General features: G+C 70.6%; 19 protein-coding genes and 1 tRNA gene. 5 read left to right on the forward strand and 15 right to left on the reverse strand.

Features of this window, described 5'->3' with window-relative positions; all coding sequences use genetic code 11:
• Positions 1-23: 23 nt before the first annotated feature.
• The 9 genes from ACIBF5_RS08800 to ACIBF5_RS08840 all read right to left on the reverse strand — a co-directional run bounded on the left by ACIBF5_RS08800 (position 24) and on the right by ACIBF5_RS08840 (position 10,939).
• On the reverse strand, positions 24-710 hold the full coding sequence (locus ACIBF5_RS08800) for a hemerythrin domain-containing protein (RefSeq protein ID WP_396809576.1): 687 nt from the start codon (positions 708-710) through the stop codon (positions 24-26).
• A 362-nt stretch (positions 711-1,072) separates the two neighbouring features.
• On the reverse strand, positions 1,073-4,408 hold the full coding sequence (locus tag ACIBF5_RS08805; protein WP_396809578.1) for a BTAD domain-containing putative transcriptional regulator: 3,336 nt from the start codon (positions 4,406-4,408) through the stop codon (positions 1,073-1,075).
• Between the two features lie 141 nt (positions 4,409-4,549).
• The gene (locus ACIBF5_RS08810) at positions 4,550-4,948 is read right to left on the reverse strand and encodes a hypothetical protein (RefSeq protein WP_396809580.1); all 399 of its coding nucleotides are present in this window, start codon (positions 4,946-4,948) and stop codon (positions 4,550-4,552) included.
• Between the two features lie 140 nt (positions 4,949-5,088).
• Positions 5,089-5,161, reverse strand: a tRNA-Lys gene (locus tag ACIBF5_RS08815).
• A 137-nt stretch (positions 5,162-5,298) separates the two neighbouring features.
• Positions 5,299-6,624, reverse strand: coding sequence for an ABC transporter permease (locus ACIBF5_RS08820; RefSeq protein WP_396809582.1), 1,326 nt, complete (start codon positions 6,622-6,624; stop codon positions 5,299-5,301).
• Positions 6,621-7,397, reverse strand: a complete 777-nt coding sequence (locus ACIBF5_RS08825) for an ABC transporter ATP-binding protein (RefSeq protein WP_396809584.1) — start codon at positions 7,395-7,397, stop codon at positions 6,621-6,623. The genes ACIBF5_RS08820 and ACIBF5_RS08825 overlap by 4 nt, the downstream gene beginning before the upstream one ends.
• Positions 7,394-8,278 (reverse strand): efflux RND transporter periplasmic adaptor subunit, encoded by an 885-nt coding sequence (locus tag ACIBF5_RS08830; RefSeq protein ID WP_396809586.1) that lies wholly within the window; start codon positions 8,276-8,278, stop codon positions 7,394-7,396. The genes ACIBF5_RS08825 and ACIBF5_RS08830 overlap by 4 nt, the downstream gene beginning before the upstream one ends.
• Positions 8,279-8,535: 257 nt before the next feature.
• Positions 8,536-9,288 (reverse strand): YoaK family protein, encoded by a 753-nt coding sequence (locus tag ACIBF5_RS08835; RefSeq protein WP_396809588.1) that lies wholly within the window; start codon positions 9,286-9,288, stop codon positions 8,536-8,538.
• A 130-nt stretch (positions 9,289-9,418) separates the two neighbouring features.
• Positions 9,419-10,939, reverse strand: a complete 1,521-nt coding sequence (locus ACIBF5_RS08840; RefSeq protein WP_396809590.1) for a condensation domain-containing protein — start codon at positions 10,937-10,939, stop codon at positions 9,419-9,421.
• 249 nt (positions 10,940-11,188) lie between these two features.
• Between ACIBF5_RS08840 and ACIBF5_RS08845 the strand changes: the two genes are divergently transcribed.
• Entirely contained in the window at positions 11,189-11,335 is a 147-nt protein-coding gene (locus ACIBF5_RS08845; RefSeq protein ID WP_396809592.1) for a hypothetical protein, read from the forward strand.
• Between the two features lie 21 nt (positions 11,336-11,356).
• On the opposite strand, the gene ACIBF5_RS08850 is transcribed toward ACIBF5_RS08845, so the two are convergent.
• Positions 11,357-12,223: an SDR family NAD(P)-dependent oxidoreductase gene (locus tag ACIBF5_RS08850; protein WP_396809594.1), complete on the reverse strand. Its 867-nt coding sequence runs from the start codon at positions 12,221-12,223 to the stop codon at positions 11,357-11,359.
• Positions 12,224-12,351: 128 nt separating this feature from the next.
• On the opposite strand from ACIBF5_RS08850, the gene ACIBF5_RS08855 reads away from it, so the two are divergent.
• The 3 genes from ACIBF5_RS08855 (at position 12,352) to ACIBF5_RS08865 (ending at position 15,030) form a co-directional block, all read left to right on the forward strand.
• Entirely contained in the window at positions 12,352-12,918 is a 567-nt protein-coding gene (locus ACIBF5_RS08855) for a TetR family transcriptional regulator (protein ID WP_396809596.1), read from the forward strand.
• Between the two features lie 71 nt (positions 12,919-12,989).
• The gene (locus ACIBF5_RS08860; RefSeq protein ID WP_396809598.1) at positions 12,990-13,730 is read left to right on the forward strand and encodes a class I SAM-dependent DNA methyltransferase; all 741 of its coding nucleotides are present in this window, start codon (positions 12,990-12,992) and stop codon (positions 13,728-13,730) included.
• A 136-nt stretch (positions 13,731-13,866) separates the two neighbouring features.
• Positions 13,867-15,030 carry an NADH-quinone oxidoreductase subunit D gene (locus tag ACIBF5_RS08865; RefSeq protein ID WP_396809600.1) on the forward strand — a complete coding sequence of 388 codons (1,164 nt, stop codon included), beginning with the start codon at positions 13,867-13,869 and terminating at the stop codon, positions 15,028-15,030.
• 48 nt (positions 15,031-15,078) lie between these two features.
• Here ACIBF5_RS08865 and ACIBF5_RS08870 read toward each other — a convergent pair whose 3' ends face one another.
• The 4 genes from ACIBF5_RS08870 to ACIBF5_RS08885 all read right to left on the reverse strand — a co-directional run bounded on the left by ACIBF5_RS08870 (position 15,079) and on the right by ACIBF5_RS08885 (position 20,010).
• Complete coding sequence (locus ACIBF5_RS08870) at positions 15,079-17,190, reverse strand: hypothetical protein (protein ID WP_396809602.1); 2,112 nt, start codon at positions 17,188-17,190, stop codon at positions 15,079-15,081.
• Between the two features lie 146 nt (positions 17,191-17,336).
• Positions 17,337-18,341, reverse strand: a complete 1,005-nt coding sequence (locus ACIBF5_RS08875; protein ID WP_396809604.1) for a glycine betaine ABC transporter substrate-binding protein — start codon at positions 18,339-18,341, stop codon at positions 17,337-17,339.
• A gap of 260 nt (positions 18,342-18,601) precedes the next feature.
• Positions 18,602-19,324 (reverse strand): ABC transporter permease, encoded by a 723-nt coding sequence (locus ACIBF5_RS08880; RefSeq protein WP_396809606.1) that lies wholly within the window; start codon positions 19,322-19,324, stop codon positions 18,602-18,604.
• Complete coding sequence (locus ACIBF5_RS08885) at positions 19,321-20,010, reverse strand: ABC transporter permease (RefSeq protein ID WP_396809608.1); 690 nt, start codon at positions 20,008-20,010, stop codon at positions 19,321-19,323. Before ACIBF5_RS08885 ends, ACIBF5_RS08880 begins: the two co-directional genes overlap by 4 nt.
• 110 nt (positions 20,011-20,120) lie before the next feature.
• Between ACIBF5_RS08885 and ACIBF5_RS08890 the strand changes: the two genes are divergently transcribed.
• The gene (locus tag ACIBF5_RS08890; RefSeq protein WP_396809943.1) at positions 20,121-21,083 is read left to right on the forward strand and encodes an ABC transporter ATP-binding protein; all 963 of its coding nucleotides are present in this window, start codon (positions 20,121-20,123) and stop codon (positions 21,081-21,083) included.
• A gap of 159 nt (positions 21,084-21,242) precedes the next feature.
• Here the strand turns inward: ACIBF5_RS08890 and ACIBF5_RS08895 are convergent, their stop codons facing one another.
• Positions 21,243-21,734, reverse strand: a complete 492-nt coding sequence (locus tag ACIBF5_RS08895; protein WP_396809610.1) for a hypothetical protein — start codon at positions 21,732-21,734, stop codon at positions 21,243-21,245.
• Between the last annotated feature and the right edge of the window lie 26 nt (positions 21,735-21,760).

Consider the following 21,760-nt stretch of genomic DNA (forward strand, 5'->3'; position numbering starts at 1 on the left):
CGAGCCGAACTGATCGGGCCTGCTCAGCCTGCGAAGCGGGCGGGCGTGGCCGTGCCGTAGATACGCCGGGAGTGCTTGGCGTACGCGCGCGGACCGAGACGGGAGAAGATGAACCAGACCGGCGCCGGAACAGCGTCCTTCAACACCTGCACGTGCTCGGGCTCCGCCTCGTAGAGTGCCATGCCGATGGTGAGCGGCAGCTTGCCCTTGGGGAGCTTGGCCATGCCGGCGGCGGCCACCTCGGCCCACTCGGCGGCGGTCAGGTGCTTGTCGATCAGTGACAGGAGGTTGGCTTCCTCCGTGTCCAGGTGTTCGAACAGCGGCGGGATCAGCCGCTCGACAGCGGTGGCGAGCACATCGCGCTCGATGGCACCCGCCGTCTGGCGCCACTGGCCGAGCCTCGCGTCCACCTCCTCCAGCGGGCCGTGGATCGCTTCGTGCTGGCGCTCCATCGTCTCGACCATCGGAGCGATCTCGACCGCGCCGCGCTCAAGCAGCTTCGGCCAGACCAGATTGTCCTCACCCTGGTGGTGGTGTTCCAGCACGAAGGTGAGCAACGCGAGATGGTCGGCGACCAACCGTGCGCGCTTGACGTCCCCGTCCGCGACGTTCCGGATCACCTGCGGGGCCGCTCCGAACTCGCGCCGGAAGACGGTGTGCACCATGTACATGTCACGGCTGTCGGCCATCGGTGTGGCAGCGCTGGGCATTTCTCTTCACTCCAGTGTTCGTTGGTTGACTCGACACCGGCCCGACCACAACAAAACCGGCGGGCGGTGGGCGCGATTCGGACGTGACGAATGCCGTGTCACCGGTAACGGACGCACTCGGCGATGAGAACAGCCGACGTCGCGAAGCGCGGGGAGCCTGTCGTGCGGAGTCCCCGGCACCACCGGGTCGAGCACCTGCGGACAGTGCACGACAACATTGGCTTCGGCGCAGGAAACACGCAGGAAGGGCACGCGCGGGACATAACGCCCTCCGGGACACGGGTGTGGCATCGTACTGTTCGACCAAGGGTGTCCCGTGCCACTTGCCATCGGCTTGGAATCGGCTAATCAGCCTGCCGGGCTCAGCCGGCGAGCGCGGACTCCGCCTCCGCCAGCCAGTACGGCGCGTCCCAGCGGCGGGCCACCTCCGCCGCGAGCGCGAAGTGCCGCGCCGCCTCCTCGGTACGGCCCAGCAGACGAAACAGCTCGCCGAGCGTCAGCGCCACCGGGCGCAACGTGATCGCGGTGCTGGAGAACCCGGCCAACTGCTCCCGGACCGGAAGCAGCGCGTCGATGACAGGTTGGGCCATATCGGTGCGGCCCAGTGCCACGACGACCATTGCCCGGATCGTGAAAAGGGTCGACCTGAAGTAATCGGGACGGTAGGGGTGGGCGCCGAACGGCGTGGCCCTGGCCTCCTCGATCCGGCCGCTCTCAATGAGCGCCAGCGCCAACAGGTCGTCGACGATCGGACCGAAGATCCCGCGTGCGCCCCGGATCGGCTCCAGGTACTCACCGAGGCGCCGCTGATCGGCCAGCAGTATCGCGGTGGAAAAGAAACGGAGGCTCTCGGCGTGCAGCGACCCCTGCTGTTGCATCTGGTTGGCGGCCTCGTCGTAGCGGCGCAGCGCGGTCGCGAAATCGCCGGCGATATGTGCGAATGCGGCCTGCGTGGCGAGACCGATCCCGATCGCCTCGTGGAGCCGGTAGGTGCTGACCGTCGCCGCCTGCCGGGCGATGCTGGCCCGCAACTCCTCCGGTTGGTTGAGCGCGGCGGCGCTCTGGCTCAACGCCTGCTCCGCCAGCCAGTAGTAGGTCACCAGGGCGTGCTCGGTGGCAAGCTCGCGAAGTTCCAGCGCCAGGTCCCGCCGCTGCGGTGCCTCCAGATCGAACCGCATCGTACGGAGGCGAGCGGCCAGCCCGAGGGCGCGCAACTCGGGGTCGTCGAACCCACGCGAGATGCGCAGCGCCTCCAGCCCTGCCGCCGGACCTCGCGGATCCGACTCGCCGTCGAGCTCGTTGGTCAGCGCCTCCAGCAGCCGACAGCGGTCGACCGGATCCAGACCGTCCTTGCCCAACAACCGCGTCAGCAGCTCGACAACCCGGTGGTCCACGACGCCGTACGCACGGATCAGCCACGGTGTGGCGACCTTCCACGCGGTGAACGCCGCCACGAGCAACTCGTCCCGGCCCGACGCGGCGGCGATGTCGACCGCGCGGGCACGGGAGTCCCGGGCCGCGGCCACCGCCCCAGCACGGGCCTGGGCACGCAACAGGCGGCCCAGCAGATCCACCCGCAACGCGTCACGATCCCCAGGCACCGCACCGGCGCTGTCAACGGCGTTGGTCAGCAGCTCGATCGCGGCGTCGTACGCGTACCGCCGCTCGGCCAACTCGGCGGCCCGGACCGCGTAGTCAACGGCGAGCCGCGCCGTGTCCGACGACGCGGCCCGAGCATAGTGATGGGCCAACGCCGGGTAATCGTCCGGCCGCAGCCGACGGGTACAGGTGGCAACCCGGGCGTGCATCCGAGAGCGACGCAGGTGGGACAGGTCCGCATAGATGGTGTCGCGGACCAGACCGTGCACGAACCGCACCCGCCCCGGCGCCGGCTCGGTGAGCAGCCCCGTCACCAACCCGGCCTCCAGGGCGTCAAGAACCGTGTCCTCGTCGGCGTCAGCGGCCTCGACAAGCGTCTCCACATCCGCCTCCCGACCGACAATGGCGACGAGACGCAACACCGCGACCGCCGGCCGCGGCAACCGGGAAAGGCGTCGGCGCAACACATCCCGCACCCCCTCCGGCACCTCCGACGTGGCGACGAGCGCACCCTCGGAGGCAAGCAACCGGGCCGACTCCCGCACATAGAACGGGTTCCCGCCGGTGCGCTCGGCCAGTGCGGCGACCGTTTCCGGGTCGACAGCCGTCCCGGTGAAGGTGCGGACCAGTTGTTCGACGTCGACCGCCGCGAGCCCACCCAGATGCACCCGCCGAGGTGACCGGCGAGCCAACGCGGCCATGCTCTCGTCAAGCCGCTCCCGGTTGTCGGCTGGCCGGAACGCCGCGACGAACAGGACGGGCACGTTGGTCAGCTCGGTGACGCTGGTGAGCAGCAACAACGTCTCCGCGTCAGCGGCGTGCAGGTCGTCGAGGAGAATCGCAACCGGCCTGTGGTTCGCCGCGGCACGCAGCCAGGCACCCACGGCCCGATGCAGCCGGAACCGCCCGGCGGCAACGTCACCACCGAGATCACGATCGGTGTCGTCGAGCAGCGGGGCAACTGCCGGAGCGAGATCCCCGGGCGGCACCTCCTCGGCAAGCTGCCGGAGCGCCTCAACCCACGCCCACGCCGGCGGGGCACCCTCAACCTCCGGACACCGACCGACACTGACCAGCCAACCACGAGCAGCGAGCTCCCGCCGGAACCGGACAAGCAGACTGGTCTTGCCGGCACCCGCCTCCCCGGTGAGCAACACGATCCGAGGCCCGTCGGCGACCGCCTCCGCCGCCGCTTCCCCGAGGGCCGCCAACTCCTGCTCCCGCCCGACGAACAACTCGTCCGGTGCCACCACCGGCAGCGGGTCCAGGCTCGGCGGCTCGACACCGACATGCGGCACGACAGGCCCGGCCGCCGCCGCGGTCCCGGCCGCTGGCGGGAGCAGGTCGAGGCGCTGGCCCAGGATGGCATTTTCCAGCTCGACCAGCGCCGGCCCCGGATCCAGGCCAAGTTCCTCCGCCAAGGTGGCACGCGCCCGGCGCAGCGCGGCGAGCGCGTCCCCCTGCCGACCGGTACGCCACAGCGCCAACGCCAGCAGCCGCCAACTCCCCTCACGCAGCGGGGCCTGGCGCGTCAGCACCTCTGCCTCCGCCACCGCCTCGGCGGCGCTTCCCGTACGCAGCGTCACGTCGAGGAGCAACTCCCGGGCCACGAGGCGCAGCTCCTCCAGCCGCGCCACCTCCGACTGCGCCCACGGCTCTGCCGCGAACTCGGCGTACGCGTCCCCGTGCCAGAGCCGGAGCGCGGTCCGCAACAGTTGGCAGGCGCGGGTCGGGTCGGTCGCGCTGACCGAACGGGCCTCGGCGAGCAGCCGCTCGAACCTCCACGCGTCAACAGCATCGGGAGGCACCCTGATCGCGTAGCCGGGCGGGGCGGTTACCAGCAGCCGGGCCGGCGCCCCGCGCTCACGGGACGGCTCCAGCAACCGCCGCAGGTTGGAGACGTACGCCTGAAGGGAGGCGATCGCCCGGGGAGGCGCCTCGCCCCGCCACAGATCGTCGATCATTCGGTCGACGGAGACGACCTCGCCTCGGGCCGACAGCAGCAGCGCGAGTACGGCACGCTGACGGGGTCCCCCGAGATCGACCGCATCACCCTCGTTGACCTCGACCGTGAACGGTCCGAGCACCCGCAGCAGCATGACGCGGGCAATGTTAGCCCTGCCGGCCACCTTCGGGGCCGGTTACGGCGATCAGGAGTCAGCCGCATCACCCGGGCTTCGCCCGGCGTCCCCGATCCCACGCCCGGGTTCGCGCGGACAACCGAAACGGGTCGTCGGCACTCACGCGACGTTCAATTCCTGGGCCGCGACATACACACCACGCCGCCGGAATGCCGCCGGCGCATGCACCAACGCATCGACCCGCGCTGCCCGAGTATTGAACGGAAACCACAGCCGCCGTAGCGACCTCGTCTCCACCCACGCCGGCGCACCCCGCCCGTCCTTGGCCGCGAGATGCTCTGCCAAGGCCGCGAGGAACACATCCCAGTGCTCATCACCGGTCGCCGCCGGCTCCTCGTCCAGCAGCGTGCTCCGCGTCTCGACTGGTTCCCAGCGGTGCTCTTCGAGGAACTCCGCGATCAATCGCCACCGCCGTGTCTCGTCCGAGTCGGTGATCAGAGCACCAAGACGCCGCAACGTGAGCGGCTCGTACCCCGGCACAGCCTCGCGATCGTCCACGACCCTGACGGTAGTACACCCCGAACCGGGATCCCGGGTAGGCGCTGCCGATTACGAGCAGCCTCGTCCATCGCAGCGTCCGACCCCGGGTCCACACAACGGTCGGTATGTCCCGAAGAAGTACAGGTCAAGGGAGTACGTGGGCCGCCTGGGACTCGAACCCAGAACCCGCTGATTAAAAGTCAGCTGCTCTGCCTATTGAGCTAACAGCCCGCTGGGAGCAAAGACTACCGGATGGCCCCCTGATTACGCCGGACCGGCCAACGGAGCAGGGCGTACGGTTATCCGACCGACATGACGCCCGAGGACGGCCCGGCAGCGACCCGCTGACCCTGCTCCGCCCGGCGGTCTCAGGCCCGCATGACGGTGGCGATCGGGATCCGGGCCGCCCGGACCGCCGGGATGAGACCACCGAGCACACCGGCGACCAGGCCGGCGATCACCCCGGCCACCCCCGCCTCCCAGGGGAAGACGAGATCCTGGAGGAACTGCTCCCGGCCGCCGAAGATCGCGCTGGCGGCGCTCACCCCGGCGGCGCAGAGTCCGATCGCCAGGGCCGCGGTGAAGAGCCCCGTCAGCAGTGTCTCCGCCAGGACGATCCCGGCCAACAGCGAACGTGGGGTGCCGACCGCCCGACGCAGTGCGAACTCCTCCACCCGCTCGCCGACGGTGGCGAGACCGACGTTCAGGATGCCGGCGACCCCGATCAGCAGGACGAGCCCGGCCATGCCGAGAAAAATCCAGCGGAACAGTGCCAGCTCCTTGGCGATCCGCTCACGCGCGTTGATCGTCTCGAAGTGGATCTGGTCGGCCGGGACCCCGGCAGCGACCATCCGTACCCGTAGCAACTGCTCCGCGTCGCGCGCGGTCGGTGCCAGCATGACCTGGAGACCGGGCCCGTAGTTGCCGCCGCCGGTCGGCGCCGGCAGCCAGTTCCCCATCTCGTCGGCCCGGGTGTACGCGGTCGGCTGCTGGTTGCCGTCGTCCACCACCCCGATGATGCGCGGGGTCGGATTGGCGGTCGCGCCGACGACCCGCATCTCCGCCGGCACCTGGTAGCGCGCGAAACCCTTCGCCGCCTCCTCGTTGAGGACCAGTCCGGGAGCGAGTGACGGTGTCGAGGAGAAGTCCAGCCAGTCACCGGCGACGGACCGGAACGGCTTGAACTGGCGTACGTCACCGGTCAGGGCGATCAGACTCAGCTCGATCGCGGCACCGGGGACCGACGCCTCCCCGCCCGCACCCTTGAGCGGTACGGAGTAGCAGTTCCCGCTCAAGTCGCAGGTGGTCTGGTAGCTCTGGCCATCAAACATGCCGGGTTGGTCGAACGGGGCCGCACCGGGGTTGACCGGGACGATACCCGGCTCCCCGATGATCGCCTGCATGCTGAGGATCGCGGTCGCGTCCGGCCGCCCGGCCAGTGTCTCCTGACTGATCCGGACGCTGTTGGGATCACCCGACAGGTAACCCTGCCGGGTGCCGTCCTTGCCCACCTGCAACTCCAGGTTGCTGAGTTGGGCTCGTTCGGCAAGCTCGGCACCGAGTTGTACGACGACCACGGCCAGCACCCCGAGGAAGAGGCTGACCATCGACAGCAGCGTACGGGTCTTCCGCGCCCGGATGCCCTGGCCACCAATGATCAGGGCGGAGCGGAACCGCCCGGAGAGACGGATCACCGGACCACCGTCCCCGCCTCGACCGACGGCAGCCCGTCGGGCATGCCCGAGTAGGCGGCGGTCGTCGACGACATGGCGGCTGTGCCGGCGCCGGCGACCGGATGGAGCACCCCGTCGTGCAGGCGTACTACCCGCTGCATCTTGTTGGCGTGGTCCTGGTCGTGGGTGACCAGGATCAGCCCGCAACCCCGGTCGGTCGCGGCCCGCATCACCTCGATCACCAGGTTGCCGGTCTCGGTGTCGAGCGCACCGGTCGGCTCGTCCGCCAGCAGCAGGCGGGGCTCGCGGACCAGCGCCCGCGCCACCGCCACCCGCTGCTGCTCACCGCCGGAGAGGCGGGCCGGCCGGTGCTTGGCCAGGTGTGCGATGCCGACCTGGTCGAGCGCCGCGAGGGTCTTCGCTCGGCGTTTGCGGCGCGATGTCCAGCCCTGACCGTTGACCAGTGCCATCGCCACGTTCTGCGCGGCGGTCAGGTGTTTGAGCAGGAAGAACCGTTGGAACACGAAACCGAACTCGGCGCTGCGCAGGGCTGCCGCCCTGCGCTCGGGAAGCTTCGTGATGTCGCGGCCACCCAGCAGGTACTGGCCACCGTCGGGCCGGTCGAAGAGCCCGATCAGACTCAACAGGGTGCTCTTGCCGGAGCCGGAACGGCCGAGGATCGCCACGCTCTCGCCCCGGTCGACGCTGAGGTCGGCACCGGTGAGGATCGGCCGGGGGGCCTGCTGCCCCTTGAGCGTCTTGGTGATGCCATGCAACTCCAGCAGGGCGGTCATTTCACGCCCATCGGCGCGTTGGGGTCACCCTCTGCCGGCTTCGCGGCCGGGATGTCCGGACCCGGTACGGCGACCGTCTCCGTACCGGTGAGGCCCGACTTGATCTCCACGACCTTGCCGTCGCTGAGCCCCAGCACCACGTCCCTGGTCTCCCGCACGCCCTCCGGGTTGACCACGTCCACCTTGCCCTTGCCATGCGCGCCGGCGACCGACTCGACCGGCAGCACCAGCACGTTCGCGGCGCGTGCGGTCACCACCTCAAGAGTGGCGCTGGCACCGTTGATCAGCTTTACGTCGGCCGGTGCGGTGCAGACCAGACGCAGCCCGGTCGCCTCTGACGGCTCGGTCTGGTTCCGCTCCTGCGGCACCACCGCCACCGGCGGGGCGGAGGGCGCTCCGGACGGCGGCGCGGCGGGCGGCGGGGCCGGTGGGTCCGGAATCGTCCCGGCGGGCAGCGCCGCGATCGTGCCGAGCACCGCGCAGGGGAACGGCCCCGGTCCGTTCTTGATCTGGGCCTGGACGGTCGCCAGCCCGTCGGCGATCTGGTACGCCTGGGCACCGTCCAGGTCAGCGACCAGCCCGTAGCCGATCATCTTCGCCGAGACGACCGGCATGCCGGCGGTGACCGTCGAACGGTCGTCGGCCAGGCGGCCACTGAACACCGCTCCGGCGGGCACGTCGATTCGGTGCGCCTTCCCGGAGACCCAGACGCTCGCCACTCGGGTCGGTTTGGTCGGAGTGTTCTGTGGCGCCTTGACGTCGAGATAGCGCACCTGTCCCTTGACCGGCGACACCAGCCCGAAAACCGGGTTGATGGTCACCTTGCCGGCGAGGCTGACCTTGTTCGTCAGGTCCTGGCGGGTGGGCTGCACCGTGGTCATCGTCGTACCCCGGGACGCGAGCCCGGGGACCTCCGCGCTCGGGCCGGACTCGGTGCACCCGGCGACGGCCCCCACCGCCAGGGCGAGAACGCACGAACGGAGTAAGAATTGCCTTCGCACCGGTGCCCCCAACTCGATTGCTTCAGGCGTGCATCCGTACAAGACGTGGGGTAATGGTGACCCACGCAGGAAGGCGATCGTCGCGTCGACGATCGAAACCTGGCAAAGACTACCGTCAGAGGCGAGTTCTCGATGTCCTATGACACCCCCCGACCTCCACTTTGTCGTCCGCCGATCGCGTTCGCGAGTAGAAGCCCACCAGCGGTAACCGTGAACAACACGGGCGGCAACGGCCCCGCCCAGCGGAGCAATTCCGTTGCCAGCACGGCGATTCCCGCGCCGATCAGAACCCCGGCGAGCGCGAGTGCCTGCACACCGTCGAATTGTCGCCGCCACTCGGGAGTGCCGATCGCACTGACGATCCGGGTGAGTGAACCGGTGAGATAGGTGGTGGAGAGATTGGTGCGGCCAAGTGCCCGTACGGCAACGCTCTGCATCCCCATCGCCAGACCGGCGAGCGCGATCAGCGGGAGCTGTACGTCACCCCTCGGCGCACCGTGGGCGGCCAGCCAACCCGCCCAGAAGGCGATGAGCAGGAGCACCTCGATGGCCAGGCAGGTGATCGCCGCCCGGGGACGCCACCGTAGACCGGGCGGGGTCGCATACCAGGGCAACGCCGTCAGTCGGGCCCCCGCGAAGACGCCCAGTCCGTAACACCCCACCGCCGCCAGCACCCGTACCAGGGTCGGCACCTCCACTCCGGTGGCCGAGGCGCCCAGCACCACAATGTTGCCGGTGACCACGCTGGAGAAGATCCCGCCGAGGTGGAGCAGGCTGATCGCGTCGGTTCCGCCGGCGGCGAGCGAGAGCAGGACGACGGTGGCGACGAACGGCCGGCGTTGATCGGAGATCGCGGGAACCGGCGGGCCGGGACCGACGGGTCTCACCATGCGCCACCGCCCCCGTCCGAGCCGAGCAGGCCGTTGCCGGCAGCCCACCGGGCGGCGTGATCGCTGCGAGCATCGTAACCATCGGGCAGCGCCGGGTTACCGGTTCGACCGAAGCCGACGTCGGAGCGGGCTACTCCCAGGGCCAGGGCACGTCCCGGAAGGCCGCCTCGACCAGCAGGTGTTCCAGTTCGCGCAGGAAACGCTCGGCCTCGGCCGGCGGCAGGTACGCGCTGTCGGCGGTGAGGATGAAGCCGAGCGCTCCGGGCCGGTCCACCACCTCCACCCGGGTACGCCAGGGGAAGTCGTCGAGGTGTTCCAGCCAGGAGAACGTCGTACCCGTCATGGCGGCGCGTACCTCGGTTTCACTGGTCGCACGGCCGAAGAGGTCAAGGTCGGTGGCGAGCCGGATGTCGTTGAAGTAGCAGTGTGGGCTGGTTCCGGGAACGCTCGGGTAACCGGTCGACTCGGGGTCGCGGCGTAGGTCGGACGGGTCGTAGTAGGCGTGCCGGTAGGCGTCGAGTGCGGCCCGCCACACGGTGGGCAACAGGTCGGCGAAGCTGGGCCGGTCGGTCAGGTCGACGACGGCGAGCCCGAGTTGGGCCAGGTTCGCGACCGCGTCGCGGTAGCCGTCGACCGCGCGGTTGCTGACCATGGTGTAGAGGCCGACGACCTGGTTGCCGGAGCGACGGGCGAGGAGCACTGTTGTCGCCGCGAGGAGCACCGTCGAACTGGTCACCCGGTGCCGGGCGGCCAGCAACCGGAGCGCGGTGTCGGCTGCCCCCGACTCCAGGAACGCCCGTCGGAACCTCGGTTCGAGCGGCGGTGCCCGCCACGGCAGGGTCTGCCCGGTGAGGCGGGCGAAGCTGGCGCTCCACCGGTCGACGCAGCGAACACTGCGGCGTCGGTACCGGGGGTCCTGCTCCCGTTCGGCGACGTCGATCGACTGCGGGCCGACCGGGGCGTCGACCGTGCCGCGCAGCAACAGCAGGCGTAGGTCGCGGAGCAGGATCTCGACCGCTCCGAAGTCGACCGTGGTGTGGCTGAAGACGACGACGATCTGCCGTACCCGCCCGCCGACCAGGACGAGCGCCACCCGCAGTGGCCACTCCTGCGCGAAGTCGAAGGCGGTGGCGGCGAGGCGGTCCGCGAGGGCCCGGGCCGTCGCCGTACCGTCGGGGTCGCCGTCGGCGGCGCGGACCAGGAGGGTCGGGAGCCGGCCGGCAGCGGCGACCGCCTGGTGCCACTGCCCGTCGATGACTCGCAATCGGGTACGCAGCGAGCTGTGCCGGCCGACCAGCGCCCCGACCGCCCGGCGTACGGCGTCGACCTCGTCCGGGGCACGTCGGGGCATCGGCACCACCCGCCGCATGTTGATCAGAACTCGGTTGGCGGGGTAGCGCTCGACTCCGAACCGCAGTGCCCACTGTCCCCAGGTCAGCGGCGCGGTACGGTCCGGCGCCTCGGGCCGGCGCCGTCCCGCTCCCTCGGCGTCCACATCGACGTCCACGTCCACGTCGTCGTCCACGTCGTCGTCCACGTCCACAGTGGCGTCGGCGTCGGCGAAATCGATGTCGATCCACTCGTCCGCCGGTCGCGGTGGGTCATGTGCCGGGCACCTCTGCACGAGCGCCGCTTCCTCGGGTACCGACACTCGACCTCCCGCCTCACGGTCCGGCCCGTTCGGCGGAGGGTGGCCGACGAGCCCTGCCGGCGAGCCCGTACCGACCCGTGCGACAAGTATCGGGGCGGCTCCCCGCCCGCCGGCTCCGGCGAGAAAGTGAAGTCGGTGCCCGTTCGGCCGATCCCGGCGTGCGGCGATCTCGCCACCACCGCCCGTGTTAGCTTCCCGAGCCATGATCGAGGACGTGTACGTCGGCAATGCCGGGGTGGACGCTTCCGGGTGGAGTTGCCGGGGCGGACAGTCCTGCTGTCCGAAACAGGGCGACTACGTGGTCTGGGGTCGGGGGACCACTCCTGGTACGCCGAGGAGGAGTCGGTGGTGCTGACCGTACGGTGGCCGTCGGTCGCGGGTTACGCCGTCGCGTGATCCTCCGTCGGGAGCTGTCGGTCAGGACATGCCGAGCGGGTCGAGTTCGGCGGCGGTGGAGTCGTCGTGATCGGTAGCCACGCTGAGGTGGCGCCACCGGACGTCCGAGTCGTCCCGGGTCCGCGCGACCTGGCTGGCGTAGTTGACCGCGTCGCTGCCGAGCAGCAGCCGCAACGGCGGCTCGTCGAGGTCGGCGACGGTCAGTAGCACCTGGGCGACCTTCGCCGGGTCGCTGGCCACGTTTCCGCTCCCGCCCCGGAGCATCGCCGCGATCGCGCCGACGGTCTTCTGGTACGGCTCGCTGACCGGCGGGACGGCCATCGACGAGCCCGCCCAGTCGGTACGCATGCCGCCCGGCTCCAGCACGGTGACCTTGATCCCGAGCGGGGCGACCTCGGCCGCCACGACCTCGGAGAACCCGCCGACCGCCCACTTCGACGCCTGGTACGCGGAGAGCCCGGGGGTGGCCATCCGGCCGCCGAGCGAGGAGATCTGGATGATGTGCCCCGCGCCCTGTGCCCGCAGTACGGGGATCGCCGCCCTGGTCACGTTGACCACGCCGAAGAAGTTCGTCTCGACCTGGGCGCGAAAGTCCTCGGCGGTGATGTCCTCGGTCGAGACGAGGTTGGCGTAGCCGGCGTTGTTGACCACGACGTCGAGCCGACCGAAGGCGTCGACGGCGGCCTGAACCGCGGCCTCGACGGCCGGTACGTCGGTGACGTCGAGCGCCACCGGGCGGATCCGGTCGCCGTAGCGGGTGACCAGGTCGGCCAACTGTTCCGGCTGGCGGGCGGTGGCGACCAGCGAGTGGCCGGCGGCCAGCACCGCCTGGGCGATGTCCCGCCCGAGTCCACGGGCGCTGCCGGTTACAAGAAAGACCTTGGGCATTTTCGGCACCTTTTGTCATGTTCCGGGACGGAATCGACCGATGACCCCGTGCAACTGACCGGTTAGTTGAAGTGAAGCACGGGATCGGGAGAGCGTCAACTAGACGGTTAGTGAGTTAACCTTGGCGCATGACCGGAGACGCGCAGGCAACGAAGAAGCGTCTGCTCGACGCGGCGACCAGGGAGTTCGCCACGTACGGCATCGCCGGTGCACGGGTGGACCGGATCGCCGCTTCGGCCGGGTCCAACAAGGCGCAGATCTACCACTACTTCCAGAGCAAGGACGGTCTCTTCGACGCGGTCTTCAACGCGATCGTCGCCAACACCGTCCGCGATGTCCCGATCGACGCCACCGACCTGCCCGGCTACGCCGGTCGACTCTTCGACAGCTACGAGGCACACCCCGAGGTGACCCGGCTGGCGACCTGGCACCGGCTGGAGCGGGCCGACTCGCAGGCTCCACTCGAATCGATCCTGGCCAGCAACCGTCACAAGATCGACGAGATCGCGCGGGCGCAGCGGGACGGCCTGCTCCCCACCCGGTACGCACCGGTGGACCTGCTCGCCCTCATCGTGCACCTGGCCGCGCTCTGGACCGCCACCACACCCGAGTACGCCACGCTTGTCGTCACCCACTCACGCGCCCACCGCCGCACGATCGTCACCGACGCCGTCGCCGCCCTACTGAAGCCGTAACCCGTCCGACCGGCGGCCGTCCCGAGTTATCTCGGTCGCGGGCCGCCAGACGAACCTGATAGACAAACGCGATGGTCGACCACCACTTCGCCGACAGCGGGCTCGCCGAGTTGTACGACCTCTTCCACCCCTGGCAGGAGCGGGACGACCTCGGTTTCTACCTGCCCCTGGTGATGGCGGCGGAAAACGTACTCGACATCGGCTGCGGCACCGGCATGCTCCTGCACCGGGCCCGGTCCGGCGGGCACACCGGACGGCTCTGCGGACTCGACCCGGCGCACGGCATGCTCGAACAGGCCCGGAGCCGACCCGACATCGAGTGGGTGACCGGCGACCTCGGCTCGGTCTCCTGGGACCAGGAGTTCGACCTCGCGGTGATGACCGGACACGCCTTCCAGGTGCTCCTCACCGACGAGGACCTACGGACAGCACTCGCCGCAGTCCGGTCCGCCCTCACCGGCCCGGGTCGCTTCGCGTTCGAGACCCGCAACCCCACGGCACGGACCTGGGAGCGCTGGACACCGGAGAACGCGGTCGAGACCACCGGCCCGACCGGTGCCCCGGTGCGGATGGAACACCAGGTCGAGACACCCCTCGACGGTGACCTCGTCAGCTTCACCACCACGTACACCAGCCCGGGCTGGGACGGGCCCCGGATCAGCCGGAGCACGCTGCGCTTCCTGGACCGCCGATCGCTCGCCGCGCATCTCACGGCGGCCGGGCTCACGGTCGAACGACAGTACGGCGACTGGACCGGAAACCCGGTCACCGCCACCAGCCCGGAGATCATCACCATCGCCCGGCGCTCCTGACCCTCGGCTGCCCTGAACGGAACCTCCTCCCCCGTACGGAACCCGAGGCGGTGATCGACGCCCTCGTGGCCGGGACCGGGTGGCCGGCGGGCAGATCGGGCGGGGCTCTGCCGTCGCGACGGCGCGGCGTGCCACGATGACGGGTATGACCACCGATACCGGCGCCTTGCGGGAGCTGACCGTCGGCACCGGGGCGGGACTCGACACCGCCGACATGGTGCTCAACATCGGCCCCCAGCACCCCTCCACACACGGCGTACTCCGACTCAAGCTGCTGCTCGACGGCGAGCGGGTGGTGGCCTGCGAGCCGATCGTCGGCTACATGCACCGGGGCGCGGAAAAGCTGTTCGAGGTCCGCGACTACCGGCAGATCATCGTCCTGGCCAACCGGCACGACTGGCTCTCCGCGTTCTCCAACGAACTCGGCGTGGTGCTGGCAGTGGAACGGCTGATGGGCATCGAGGTCCCCGAACGGGCGACCTGGCTGCGTACCGCCCTCGCCGAAATGAACCGGGTGCTCAACCACCTGATGTTCCTCGGCTCCTACCCGCTGGAGATCGGCGCGATCACGCCGGTCTTCTACGCCTTCCGGGAACGGGAGACGCTCCAGGCGGTGATGGAGGAAGCCTCCGGCGGCCGGATCCACTACATGTTCAACCGGGTCGGCGGGATCAAGGAGGAGGTGCCGGCCGGCTGGACCGGTCGTGCCCGGGCCGCGATCGGCGAGGTACGCCGCCGGATGCCCGACCTGGACAACCTGATCCGGCGCAACGAGATCTTCCTCGCCCGTACCGTCGGGGTGGGTGTGCTCTCCGCCGAGGACGCCGCCGCCTTCGGTGCCTCCGGTCCGGTGGCCCGCGCCTCCGGCCTGGACCTGGACCTGCGCCGGGACGAGCCCTACCTGGCGTACGGATCACTGGACGTACCCGTCGTCACCCGGACCGCCGGGGACTGCCACTCCCGGTTCGAGGTCCTGCTCGACCAGGTGTACGTCTCACTCGATCTCGCCGAACAGTGCCTCGACCAGGTCGACCGGATCAGCGGCCCGGTCAACGTACGACTGCCGAAGGTCGTCAAGGCACCGGAGGGGCACACCTACGCCTGGACCGAGAACCCGCTCGGCATCAACGGCTACTACCTCGTCTCCCGGGGCGAGAAGACCCCGTGGCGGATGAAGTTGCGCACCGCTTCGTACGCGAACGTCCAGGCCCTCGCCACCCTGCTCCCCGGCTGCCTGGTACCGGACCTGATCGCCGTACTCGGCTCGATGTTCTTCGTCGTCGGCGACATCGACAAGTAGTCCGCGAAGGTTGGCAGGCCGGCGCAGTTGCCGGACCGGCGGGGCGGATCAGCGCCAGCGGGCACCACCGGCGCGCGGCGCGTCGTCCTCGGGTGGATAGCCGTACGCCTGGTCCTCGGCCCGGCGGCGCCCGCCCGGAGCCGGCGGCGAGCCCGGCGCCTCACCTCGGGTCGCCCGCCGGTCCCCGCTCGACCCCGCACTCCCGGGCGGCAGGGCCGGTACGACCGGCGACCGGTCCCGGCCACGATCCGGCCACGCCCCGGCGCCCGCGTCCGGCCAGCGGTTGTCGCCCTGGCCCGCCCAGCGGCTCCCGACCCGGTCCTCGCCCCGGTCCTCGTCTCGGCCCGACCTGCGGCCCCCGGCCAGTTCCTCGTCTCCGCCCGACCTGCGGCCCCCGGCCAGTTCCTCGTCTCGGCCTGGCCTGCGACCCGCACCGGACCTGCCGGGCTCGGCCCAGTACACGTCCCCTGCGCCGGCTCGCGGCCCATGCCCCGAACCGGCCCACCGCGAGTCACCCCGACGGTCCCCGTCGGCGGAGGCACCACGGTGCCTCCGGTCATCATCGGCAGAGGCGCCTCGGTCGGCGTCACCCCACTGGTCGGCCCGGCGACGCCCCCCGCCCTCTGGAACCGGGCGGTCACCACCCCAGCCCGACTCGTCCCGCCGAGGCTCGGCCCGCCAGGACTCCTCGCGCCTCGGCTCCTCCCGCCGCATACTCGCCCAGCGGTCCTCGACCCGCAGCTCGGTACCGGACTCGTCCGCGCGTACGGCCGCCCGCCGCTCGCCCATCCGAAGCTCGCTGCCCCGCTCGTCGTTGCGTACCGACGCCCACCGGTCTCCCGCCCGGCCGGACCAGCGGGACGCGTCCTCGAACCCAGCCTCGTCCGGCTCCGCCGAGGCGTACCGCTCGGATCGTGGCGTCTCGCCGCCGCCCGAGTGTGCCCCCGACCACGCGCCCCGATGCTCGTCGTCCGGGCTGGCCGCCCGCCGGCCCCGTGCGGGCCGGTCGGACCACTCGTCCCGGTCCGCCCCACCCCGACCGCGATAGCCCTCGCCCGGCGGATAGCGCTCGCTCGACGGGTAGTCGGCCTCCGGGTCGTAGCCGCCACCACTGCCGTAGACGTTGCCGTAGACGTGCCCGGCGCCGCCGTCGTCACCCGGCGGTCCGACGATCGTGTGCCGGGTGGTGACCTTCACCGTCTCGGTGTGCCGGACCACGCCACCGCCGAGGTGCGGACGAGGCGGGGCGGCGCCAGTGGCGGGCGGCGCCGGGGCGCGACCGCCCCGCTCCCGGCTGCCGTAACCCGACTCCGGCGGGGGTCCGCCGTACCGACCTCCGCCGTACGGCTCGCCGCCGTCGTACTGGCCCCCGTCGTACTGCTCGGGCCCGCCCTGCTGTTGGGCCCCGCCGTACTCGCCACCCCCGTACGGTTCGGCGCCGTACTGCTCCGCGCCGCCGTACCGAGCGCCGCCGTACTGGGCGCCACCGTACTGGGCGCCACCGCGCCCAGCGCCGCCGTACTGGGCCGGGTACTGCTCGTTGTTCCGGGCGGGACCGTCGTACGCCTCCTGCCGGACCGGTTCACGGTGGTCCGCCTCGCCTCGGTCGGAGCCGGAGTAGCCCGCTCCGGGGCGGACGCCCGCCGGCCCGCCGGCGGGCGGCACCGACGGAGCGCCGTTCCGGACGGCCTCCGGCGGCACGCCCGGCCAGCCCGGAGCGGGCTCGGCGCGAGCGGCACCACGACCTGCGGCCGAGTCCTCGCGACCGGGTACGGATTCGCTGCCAGCGGCGTCGACCTGTCGCCGCAACGCCTCCACGTTGTGCTGGACCGTCTGGAGTTGCTCACCGAGCGTCTGGTGGGTGGAGCGGGATGCGGTGGCGATGTCCTTACGGAGAGTGCCGCGCACCTCCTCGATCCGATCGAGGAGGGCCTCTTCCAGTTCAGCACCCTCGGTCCGCGAGGCGCCACCAAGCGTGACCGACAGTCCAATCAGGACAACAGCGAGTACGGCCAGCAACGCGGTGATCCGCAGCAGCCCGTTGCTCTGCCCGAACAGAAGCATGAGCGCAGCCAGCGATGCCAACCCGACGCCCACCCAGGAGAGGGTCGTCAGGAGTTGCCGACGACGCGGCGGCTCGGTGTCATCCCCGGCGGGCATGGCACTGCAGCCTACCCACAGTTGCTGAATCCGGGGAGACGGCGCCCATCCGTCAGGTCGGTCACACCCGCGCACCCTCCGTACACGGCCGTGGGGCCGGCATCGCTTCGCGATGCCGGCCCCACGGGAGACGCGAGGAGGTCGACTCAGCCGGCGGCGAGTTCACCGTCGGAGGAGAGCACCAGGCCAACACTGATCGCACCGGTGGTCAGCGCCGTCTTCGTCTGTGGTCCACCGGCATCCAGGGAACTGAACGAACCGGCCTTGAAGTCGTAGACCTGGACCAGTCCGGCCTGGCACTTCGGCCGCTGGGGGCACTCCGGCGGGCCGCCGAGGATGGTGGAAGACCCGGAGCACTTCGCGGCCAGGTCGGACAGGGTCTTGAGACCGTGCTGGTCGGCAAAGGTCTGGGTGACCGCGAACGCGTTCTGGTCCTGTGCGGTCGACGCCGCGCCGAAGGTGAGGCCGACCTTCTCGCCGAGACCCTTCAGGTTGGTCACTGTCTGGTTCAGGTCGGAGGAGGCGACCTGGGCGGTACTACCCTGGTTGATCTTGCCGTTGAGGAATGTGGCCAGGGTGGCCGCGTACTCCGGCACCACCTGGAGTTCACCCTTCTCCAGCGCCGGCTCGTAGAGCTCACGGTTGCCGACCGTCTGGACCTTCACCGTGAACCCGGCGGCGGTCAGCGCGATCGAGTAGAGCTCACCCAGCGTCTGGTTCTCGCTGAAGTTGGCCGCGCCGACGGTGATCGGGCCACCGGCGCCCTTGCTGATGCCACTGGTCAGGTTGTTCGCCGAGGCGAATTCCTGGGCCGCCACCTTCGACGACTTCCGGTCGACGTCGACCGCCTTGTTCAGCTGGATCAGCTTCGGCGTGTCGATTGCGGCGGATACCTTGTCCAGGGCGGCGACCAGCTCCGGCGTGGCGGCCTTCGCGTTGATCGCCGGAATGACGTTGTCCGTGTCCTGCAACTTCTTGTCGTCCGCGAGGACGACCAGCTTCTTACCGGCCACCGGCGCGCAGCCGGCACCGGCCGCCGCGCTCGGCGGAGCCTCGGTGCCCGACGACCCGGATTCACCGCACCCGGCGAGGAATGTGGCCACGGCGAGCGCGCCTACCGCTCCCGCCGCCAGACGTGTACGTGCGCGCATGACGCCCGCCTTCCGTGTCCCGGCGCGACCCGACGGGGCCGGCCGCGTGTCCGACGGACGATCAGACCTGGCGATCGCCCGCGACCTCCCACCCAACATCGTCGCGCACGCGGCGACAACTCGAGGGCGATGTCGTCACCGGATCGTCACACTGTTAGCCGGACGGATTAACGGGTAAGCCACGCGCCGGAATCGGGCTGATCCGGCGGTCAGTCGGAGGGTTCCGCACCGGGGCAACACCGGGGCACGGTCGTACGGCCTCAGGAGCCGCTGATCGCCGCGGCGGCCCTCCGGTTCGCGCGCCGGGTGGTACGACGCAGCGGGCGCGGGGTGACCGCCCGCTCGACGGTGGCCAGGATCACCTCGACCAGCAGGGCGAGCAACGCCACCAGCAGGCCACCGGCGAGGATCTGCCCGCCGCCGACCCCGATACCGAGACCGAACCCGGCGCTGATGATCTGTCCGAGACCACCGCCGTTGACAAACGACGCGAGCGCCGCGGTGGCGACCACCTGGACGGCTGCGGTACGGAACCCGGCGGCGAGGTACGGCACCGCCAGCGGCAGTTCGACCCGCCGCAGCAGTTGCCCACCCGAGAGCCCCATCCCCCGGGCGGCGTCCCGCGTCTCCGGGTCGACCTGCCGCACGCCGGTGTACGCGTTCGCGAGCAGCGGTGGCACCGCGAAGACGGCCAGCGCCACGATCACCGGGCGCTGGCCGAAACCGAGCGCGGTCAACGGCAGGATGGTCAGCAGTGCGAGGGTGGGGATGGCGAGCGTCACGTTCGAGATCAGCAGGACGAGGGCCCCGCCCCGACCGCGGTGCCCGAGCCAGAGCCCGATCGGCCAGGCGACCAGGCAGCCGAGCGCCACCGCCGCCGCCGAGATGGTCAGATGCTCGCCCAGCCGATCCAGAATGCCACCGGGATTGGTCCAGTTCAGCGGATCGTTGAGCCAGCGCACCGCCTGTTCGAACGCGTTCATCGGGTCCTCCCCCGGGCGGTCCACGGCGTCAGCAGCCGGCCGATGCCGGCCAGGATGAGGTCGAGTACCAGCGCCAGGACGACGCAGAGCACAGTGCCGACCATGATCTCGGCTTTGAAGAAGTTGTTCCGGAAACCGCCGAGGATCAGTTGTCCGAGCCCGCCATGGCCGACCAGCACCCCGACCGTGACCAGCGCCACGGTGGAGACCGTCGCCAGGCGCAATCCGGTGAGGATGCCGGGCAGGGCCAGCGGCAGGTCGATCCGGATCAGGCGGTTGAGGCGCCCGTACCCCATTCCCTCGGCGGCGTCGCGTACCTCCGCCGGCACCTGGTTGAGCCCGGCGAGCGCATTCCTGATGATCAGAAGCAGGGCGTAGAGCACCAAACCGACCAGTACGGTGGTGGTCCCGATGCCGAGCAATGGCGCCAGGAACGCGAAGAGAGCCAGTGACGGAACCGTGTAGAGCACCCCGGAGAGTGCAAGAATCGGGCCGGCGAGGGCACGGAACCAGTAGGCCACGACCGCAAGGGGTATCGCTATGAGCGCGGCGAGCAACACCGCCTGGGCGGTCAGGATCGCGTGTTCTCGCAGTGCGCCGAGAATGGTGTCAGAGTTGTCCCGCACGTACTGCCAGGAGAACCACGGATTACCCGGGGCTTCCCGGTAGAGCAGGTGGAAGGACATAGGTGAACGCTACCCCGGAGGACGATTCCGCGGCATCGCACCGAAGCGCGCCGTACGGTGACTCCGGCGACGGTGCCACCCGCACCGCCGGTACGCCGAGTGCGGCGTCGATCCGGCTGGACGGCGTCCGCAAGCAGTACCCGGACGGGACCGTCGCGGTCAACAAACTGAGCCTGTCGGTGCCGGCCGGCGAACTGGTGGTGCTGATCGGCCCCTCCGGCTGCGGCAAGTCGACCGTCCTGCGCATGATCAACCGACTGATCGAGCCGTCGGCCGGACGGATCCTGCTCGACGACGAGGACGTCACCGAGACCGATCCGGTGCAACTGCGGCGCCGGATCGGTTACGTCATCCAGAACGTCGGACTCTTTCCACACCAGACGGTGCAGGCCAACGTCGGCACCGTACCCCGCCTGCTCGGCTGGTCCCGGTCACGGATCCGGACTCGCTCCGACGAGTTGCTGGACCTGGTCGGCCTCGACCCGACGAAGTTCGGCCGGCGTTACCCACACGAACTCTCCGGCGGACAACGGCAACGGGTGGGGGTGGCCCGTGCGCTCGCCGCCGACCCGGTGGTGCTGCTGATGGACGAACCGTTCTCCGCCGTCGACCCGATCGCCCGCGCCCGCCTCCAGGAGGAGTTCCTCCGCTTGCAGGACGAGGTACGCAAGACGATCGTGTTGGTCACCCACGACCTGGACGAGGCGGTACGGCTCGGCGACCGGATCGCCATCCTGTCCCAGCGCGGGCGGCTGGAGCAGTACGACAGTCCCGCCACCCTGCTCGGCGAACCGGCGTCGTCCTTCGTCCGGGAGTTCGTCGGCGCGGACCGGGGAATCCGTCGACTCGCCGTCACCCCGATCACCCGGGACCTGCTCGAACCCCTCCCCACCACGGCGTCGCCGGGTTCGCTGCCCCGGGTGGCACTCGGCTCGTCGCTCTACGACGCGCTCGCCACTCTGCTGACCACAAACGCGGACGAGACGTGGGTGACCGAGGGCAGCGAGCCGGTCGGCCTGCTCAGTCGGCACCGCATCCTGAGCATCGACTACCCCGCCGACCCGGTCGGCTGAACCCCGGGACCACGCCCGGGCCGTTCGGTGGACGCGGAGCCACAGCGCGAGCCGCCCGAACGGCGGGCCGCGCCCCGGGCCGGTGGATCGGCCCGGAGCGGTGGATCGGCCCGGAGCCGGCGAGCGGTCAACGCCCGGATCGGCTCCGGCTGCGGTCGGTCAACGCCGGCCGCGCCAGCCACCGAGGGTGGCGAGGCCGACGACCCAGCCCACGAAGAGTCCGTACCCGGCCCCGTCGCCGGCCGCCCGGAACGCGCCGAGCAGCGTCGGGTCCGCCTGGATCAGCGTCGTGACCAGGGCCGCGAAGGCGCCAGCGAAGACGTACGAGGACCAGCCGGCGAAGAACTGGCTGAGTGTGCCCCGGGCTCGGGCCAACTGCGAACCGGGCAGCAGGTAGAGAAAGAGCGCGGTGAGCACGACGACCAGGATCGCCCTGAGGTCGGCGGCGACGACGTTCTGCACCGAGTCGTCGGAGTCGAACCGCCAGGACGGCCAGGAGAGCAGCCGCAGGAACCAGCCGCCGGCCGTGTTCGGGTCGGTGTTGTCCCGGGACCAGTCGGCGTACCAGGGGCTGCCGAAAACCAGAACCAGGATGAGTGCGGCGAGTGTGCCCGCACCGGTTGCGGTCTTGTAGCGATTGGTGAGAGCCATGCGGCGCTTATTTCCCGGCGCCCACA

Source organism: Micromonospora sp. NPDC050417, from assembly GCF_044458865.1.
Lineage (GTDB): Bacteria > Actinomycetota > Actinomycetes > Mycobacteriales > Micromonosporaceae > Micromonospora_G.

Coding starts and splice junctions, on each gene's coding strand:
- ACIBF5_RS08800 (WP_396809576.1), bottom strand. CDS start 710: ATGCCCAGCGCTGCCACACCGATGGCCGACAGCCGTGACATGTACATG.
- ACIBF5_RS08805 (WP_396809578.1), bottom strand. CDS start 4,408: ATGCTGCTGCGGGTGCTCGGACCGTTCACGGTCGAGGTCAACGAGGGT.
- ACIBF5_RS08825 (WP_396809584.1), bottom strand. CDS start 7,397: ATGACCGCCCTGCTGGAGTTGCATGGCATCACCAAGACGCTCAAGGGG.
- ACIBF5_RS08830 (WP_396809586.1), bottom strand. CDS start 8,278: ATGACCACGGTGCAGCCCACCCGCCAGGACCTGACGAACAAGGTCAGC.
- ACIBF5_RS08835 (WP_396809588.1), bottom strand. CDS start 9,288: ATGGTGAGACCCGTCGGTCCCGGCCCGCCGGTTCCCGCGATCTCCGAT.
- ACIBF5_RS08850 (WP_396809594.1), bottom strand. CDS start 12,223: ATGCCCAAGGTCTTTCTTGTAACCGGCAGCGCCCGTGGACTCGGGCGG.
- ACIBF5_RS08855 (WP_396809596.1), top strand. CDS start 12,352: ATGACCGGAGACGCGCAGGCAACGAAGAAGCGTCTGCTCGACGCGGCG.
- ACIBF5_RS08860 (WP_396809598.1), top strand. CDS start 12,990: ATGGTCGACCACCACTTCGCCGACAGCGGGCTCGCCGAGTTGTACGAC.
- ACIBF5_RS08865 (WP_396809600.1), top strand. CDS start 13,867: ATGACGGGTATGACCACCGATACCGGCGCCTTGCGGGAGCTGACCGTC.
- ACIBF5_RS08870 (WP_396809602.1), bottom strand. CDS start 17,190: ATGCCCGCCGGGGATGACACCGAGCCGCCGCGTCGTCGGCAACTCCTG.
- ACIBF5_RS08875 (WP_396809604.1), bottom strand. CDS start 18,341: ATGCGCGCACGTACACGTCTGGCGGCGGGAGCGGTAGGCGCGCTCGCC.
- ACIBF5_RS08880 (WP_396809606.1), bottom strand. CDS start 19,324: ATGAACGCGTTCGAACAGGCGGTGCGCTGGCTCAACGATCCGCTGAAC.
- ACIBF5_RS08885 (WP_396809608.1), bottom strand. CDS start 20,010: ATGTCCTTCCACCTGCTCTACCGGGAAGCCCCGGGTAATCCGTGGTTC.
- ACIBF5_RS08895 (WP_396809610.1), bottom strand. CDS start 21,734: ATGGCTCTCACCAATCGCTACAAGACCGCAACCGGTGCGGGCACACTC.